Source organism: Sphingomonas bacterium, assembly GCF_903643065.1.
Lineage (GTDB): Bacteria > Pseudomonadota > Alphaproteobacteria > Sphingomonadales > Sphingomonadaceae > Sphingomonas.
In genome coordinates this window covers 1-5,047 of the sequence record NZ_CAHJWX010000192.1, presented here as the reverse complement: position 1 = coordinate 5,047, position 5,047 = coordinate 1, and the positions used below count along the sequence as shown (strand labels likewise).

The following is a 5,047-nucleotide window of genomic DNA, read 5'->3' as shown; positions in this document are numbered from 1 at the left end:
CCGCGGTCGCCGCACCGTCCAGCCCGCGCCGTCCGTTCGCCGTCTCCCCGGCGCGCAGGATGGCGGTGGCGATCAGCGGCCCGGACGACGCCCCGACCGCGTCCAGGAACGCCTCGGCGACGCTGCGGCAGATGCCCGCGATGCCGGTGTCGGGCGCGGTCCGCGCCACGGCATCGGCGGCGGCCTGCCACCCCGTCGCCATCGTGACGCCATGGTCGCCGTCGCCCACTACCCCGTCCAGCTCGGACAGCCAGTCCTGCTGGTCCAGGATCGCGTCCCGGATCGCGATCACCGCGGCGCGCATCGTCTCGGCCCGGAAATCGCCGTCGGGCGCGTCGTCGTCGACCACCTCGTCGTCGGCCCAGGGGGCCGCGGTCTCGCCCGGCTCCGCCTCCGCGCGCGGGCCCGATCCGACCGGCTCGGCGGTGACCTGGCCCACGTTCAGCGCGGGCGTGGCGCAGGGATGGTCGAGGAGCGAGGCGAGCTCGTCGTCGAGCACCAGCAGCGTGATCGACGCCCCGGCCATCTCCAGCGCGGTGACATATTCGCCGACCCAGGAGGCATGGATCGCGACCTCGCGCTCGCCGAGCAGCTGCGCCGCGCGCCTGAACAGGATGTACAGCTCCATCATCGCGGTGGCGCCGAGGCCGTTGACCAGCACGGCGACCCGGTCGCCCGCCGTCAGCCCCGCCTCCGCGAAGATGCGCGCCATCAGATCGTCGGTCACGCGGTCGGCGCTTTCCAGCGGGCCGGTCCGCACGCCCGGTTCGCCGTGGATGCCCATGCCGATCTCCATCTCACCATCGGCGATCTGGAAGTTCGGCTTGCGCGTCTGGGGCAGCGAGCAGGGTTCCAGCGCGACGCCCATCGTGAACGTCCGCCGGTTCGCCTTGCGCGCCGCCGCCTCCACCGCGTCGAGATCGAGCATCCGGTCTGCGGCCGCGCCGGCGATCTTGAAGACGAAGAAGTCGCCGGCGATGCCGCGCCGCTCCCCCGCGCGCTCGGCGGGCGCGGAGGCGACGTCGTCAATCACCGGCACGGACCGCACCTCGATGCCGTCGGCCGCGCACAGCTCCGCCGCCATGCCGAAGTTCATGACGTCGCCCGAGTAATTGCCATATAGGTGGACGACGCCCCGCCCGCCGCTGATCGCGCGCGTGCCCTCCGCGATCGGCCGGGGGGAGGGCGAGGCGAAGACGTTGCCGATCACGGCGGCATCGGCCAGCCCGCGGCCGACATAGCCCGCAAAGGCGGGCTCGTGGCCCGAGCCCCCGCCGATCAGGATGCCGACCTTGCCGTCGCGCGGCCCGTCCCTGGCGACGAGGACGCGGCCGGTGTCGCCCACCGAACGCAGGATCGCCGGATGCGCGGCGACCATCCCCTCCACCATCTCCGACACGATCCGGTCGGGATCGTTGATGAGCTTCTTGGTCTTCCTCATGGGGGCGTCCTCTCTCCTGCCGTCCGGCTTTGCCGGTTCATCGATCCCGCACGTCCGCGAACAGATGGGCGATGGCGAGCAATCCGGCCGCGTCCCAGGCGGAGCGGCCGATGAACAGGCCGTCGATATCGGGTTGGGCGGCGAGCGCGGCGGCATTGTCGCGATGGACACTGCCGCCGTAGAGCACGCTCACCTCGCGCCCGAGCCGTGCGCCGGCGCGCGCGGCGATGCCTGCGATCATGTCGTTGGCGAAGGCCGGATCGGCCGGCGTGCCGTGCTCGCCGATCGCCCAGACCGGCTCATAGGCAAAGGCGATCGCGGCGGGATCGGCGGCGGCGGCCAAGGACAAGGCGGCGTCGACCTGATCGGCGAGCACGTCCGCCGAACGGCCCGCCCGGTGCTCGTCCGCCGTGTCGCCGATGCAGACGAGCGCCCCCAGACCGTTGCGGGCGACGGCGGCGACCTTGCGGGCGACGGTGCCGTCGGTCTCGGCGAAGTTGGCGCGACGCTCGCTATGCCCGATCTCGACGAAGGAGGCGCCGGCATCGCCCGCCTGCGGCGCCGAGATCTCGCCTGTCCAGGCGCCCGCATCGTCCCAATGGACGTTCTGCGCGCCTACCGCGATCCCGGTGCGGCCGAGCGCGGCGGCGACGCGCTCGATCAGGGTGAAGGGTGGAACGACGAACAGATCGACGCGGCTCGCGAGCGCCGCGCCGTCCGCGACCAGCGTGGTGCAGAACGCATCCGCGTCCGCCCGCAGCTTGTTCATCTTCCAGCTCGTGCCCACCAGCCGTCGCGACCGGCCACCGAACAGGTCCGCGGCCGCCATCTCAACGGCTCGAATAGCGGGCGTCGACCTCGTCGATCGCCGCGATGTTCGCGGCCGAATGACTCGCGGGATCGTAGCGCGCCGCCAAATAGGTGCCGACGACGGCCTTGGCGAGTTCGGGGCCGATCACGCGGGCACCCAGCGCCAGGATCTGCGCGTCGTTGCTCTTGACGGCGCGTTCGGCCGAATAGGTGTCGTGCGCCAGCGCCGCGCGGATGCCCGGCACCTTGTTGGCCGCGATGCTGACGCCCAGGCCGGTGCCGCAGATCAGGACGGCGCGCTCGTATCGCTCATCCCGGACGGCGTTGGCGACGCGGTCCGCGACATAGGCATAGCGCTCGTCCTCGGCCGCCGGCACGTCGCGCGTGACGTCGATCCCGTCGAGCGACGCGAGATGCTCGAACAGCACGTCGACGAGCGGCTGGCCGGCGCTGTCACCCCCGATGAGAACCTTCACGATCCCTGTCTCCATCCTGACGGCCCATGATCCCGAGCCGGGACCCACCCGCGCGCTTCGCCGGCCGCATGCCGCCACCGGCGCGCGCAGCGGGGACCGATCTTGACTTGCCGTTCGGCCGCACTAATCCTGCATCCGAATGCAATCAAGGGCGACCCGACGTGGCCCGATGATCGCCGGATTCAGCCTGGTTGGCGGATCGAGGGTAAATCGACGGCGAGGAGAGCAGCTGATGGCCGACCGCATCCTGACGACCCATGTCGGTTCGCTGCCGCGTAGCGCCGCCGTGACGGACATCGTCTTCGCCGAGGAACGCGGCGAGGCGGTCGATGCTGCCACGCGCGCGCGCGTGCTGGCGGAGGCGGTGGACGCCTGCGTCGCGAGGCAGGTGGCGGCCGGCATCGACATCGTCTCGGACGGCGAGATGTCCAAAATCTCCTACGCCACCTATATCAAGGATCGGATATCGGGCTTCGACGGCGACAGCCCGCGATCACCGCCGGCCGATCTGGAGGCGTTCCCCACCTTCCTCGATCGGCAGGCGAAGAGCGGCGGGACGCCCAGCTATCGTCGGCCGCGATGCGTGGGCGATGTCGCCTGCGTGACGCTGAAGCCGCTGGAGGAGGACATCGACCGGTTCGCGGCGGCGCGGAAGCGGCATCGTCCGGCCGGCGCGTTCATGAACGCGGCCTCGCCGGGCGTGATCGCCCTGTTCCAGCCGAACGACCACTACTCCACCGCCGACGCCTACCTGGAGGCGCTCGCCGAGGCGATGCGGCCCGAATATGAGGCGATCGTCGCGGCCGGGCTGGTGCTCCAGCTCGACAGCCCCGATCTCGGGCTCGGGCGCCACATGATGTACAAGGACCGGTCGGACGCCGATTACCTGAGGCTGATCGCCCAGCATGTCGACGTGCTCAACCACGCGTTGCGCAACGTGGCCGCCGATCGCGTGCGGATGCACGTGTGCTGGGGCAATTACGAGGGGCCGCATCACCACGATGTCGAGATGGAGACCATCCTGCCCACGCTGATGCGCGCCAAGCCCGCGGGCCTGTTGTTCGAGACCGCCAACCCGCGTCACCAGCATGACTGGCAGGCGTTCGCCGAGCGGCCCGCGCTCGTGCCCGAGGACAAGATCCTGATCCCCGGCGTGATCGACAGCACGACCAATTTCATCGAGCATTCCAGGGTGGTCAAGCAGCGGATCGAGACGTTCACCAACCTGGTCGGCCGTGATCGGGTGATCGCGGGGACGGATTGCGGCTTCTCGACCTTCGCCGGCTTTGGCGCGGTCGATCCGGAGATCGTCTATGCCAAGCTCGCCAGCCTGGCCGAAGGCGCCGCGCTCGCCAGCCGCGCGGCGTGGCCGGCGGCCGCGTGACGGCGTTGAAGGCGCGGCTGGCGGCGGGCGAGCGTATCGTCGGCACGTTCGTCAAGACGCCGTCGCCCATCGTGGTCGAGGTGCTGGCGATGACCGACCTCGACTGCCTGTGCATCGATGCCGAACACGCGCCGTTCGATCGCCTGGCGAGCGACGGCTGCGCGATGGCGGCGCGCGCGGCGGGCAAGGACCTGCTGATCCGCGTGCCGGTCGCCAGCCCCGAGCAGATCCTGAACGCGCTCGATTGCGGCGCGACGGGGGTGGTGGCGCCGCATATCCGCTCGGCCGCGGACGCGGCGGCCTTTGCGGCCGCGTGCCGCTATGGACGCGGCGGGCGCGGCTATGCCGGCTCGTCGCGGGCGGCGGGCTATACCACGCGACCGATGGCGGACATCTTGGCCGTCGCCGAGGCGCGGACCGTGGCGGTGGCCCAGATCGAGGATCCCGAGGCGATCGACGCGATCGACGCGATCGCGGCGGTCGACGGGATCGACGCGCTGTTCGTGGGGCGCGCCGACCTGACCGTCGCCTACGGCGCCGCCAGCCAGGACGACCCGCAGGTGATCGCCGCGGTGGAACGCGTCTGCGCGGCCGGCCAGCGCCACGGGCGGACGGTCGGCATGTTCCTCGCGCGGATCGAGGACGTGCCGCTTTGGGCGCAACAGGGGGCGAGCCTGTTCCTGCTCGGCTCCGACCATGGGTTCCTCCTGAGCGGGGCGGCCGATCTCCTGCGCCGCGCCCGGTGCTGAGCGACGCGGACGCGACGATCGTCGAGCTGGCGCCGCGGCTCGCCGCCGGCGAGCTGACTGCCGACGCCTTGCTGGGCGAGTGCCTGGAGCGCATCGCCGCGCTGGACCCGGCGCTCCACGCGATGTTGACGCTCGATCCGCGCGCGCGGGGCGAGGCGCGCGCCCGCGATGCCGAGGCTCGCGCCGG

The 5,047-nt window shown here is 71.6% G+C and carries 6 protein-coding genes; 3 read left to right on the top strand and 3 right to left on the bottom strand.

Annotated elements, in window-relative coordinates; genetic code table 11:
- From HUU95_RS08055 to HUU95_RS08045, 3 genes are all read right to left on the bottom strand, one after another.
- On the bottom strand, nt 1-1,441 hold a 1,441-nt coding region (locus tag HUU95_RS08055), incomplete at its 3' end, for a dihydroxyacetone kinase family protein (RefSeq protein WP_174279644.1).
- Nucleotides 1,442-1,478: 37 nt separating this feature from the next.
- Nucleotides 1,479-2,270 (bottom strand): triose-phosphate isomerase, encoded by a 792-nt coding sequence (locus HUU95_RS08050; RefSeq protein WP_174279643.1) that lies wholly within the window; start codon nt 2,268-2,270, stop codon nt 1,479-1,481.
- A gap of 1 nt (nt 2,271) precedes the next feature.
- Nucleotides 2,272-2,727, bottom strand: a complete 456-nt coding sequence (locus HUU95_RS08045; RefSeq protein WP_302480105.1) for an RpiB/LacA/LacB family sugar-phosphate isomerase — start codon at nt 2,725-2,727, stop codon at nt 2,272-2,274.
- A 232-nt stretch (nt 2,728-2,959) separates the two neighbouring features.
- On the opposite strand from HUU95_RS08045, the gene HUU95_RS08040 reads away from it, so the two are divergent.
- From HUU95_RS08040 to HUU95_RS08030, 3 genes are all read left to right on the top strand, one after another.
- Nucleotides 2,960-4,111 carry a cobalamin-independent methionine synthase II family protein gene (locus HUU95_RS08040; RefSeq protein ID WP_174279641.1) on the top strand — a complete coding sequence of 384 codons (1,152 nt, stop codon included), beginning with the start codon at nt 2,960-2,962 and terminating at the stop codon, nt 4,109-4,111.
- Nucleotides 4,093-4,860: an HpcH/HpaI aldolase family protein gene (locus HUU95_RS08035; protein WP_254602685.1), complete on the top strand. Its 768-nt coding sequence runs from the start codon at nt 4,093-4,095 to the stop codon at nt 4,858-4,860. Before HUU95_RS08040 ends, HUU95_RS08035 begins: the two co-directional genes overlap by 19 nt.
- Nucleotides 4,854-5,047: hypothetical protein (locus tag HUU95_RS08030; protein WP_217429794.1), on the top strand; the 194-nt coding region annotated here is incomplete at its 3' end. The genes HUU95_RS08035 and HUU95_RS08030, both read left to right, overlap by 7 nt.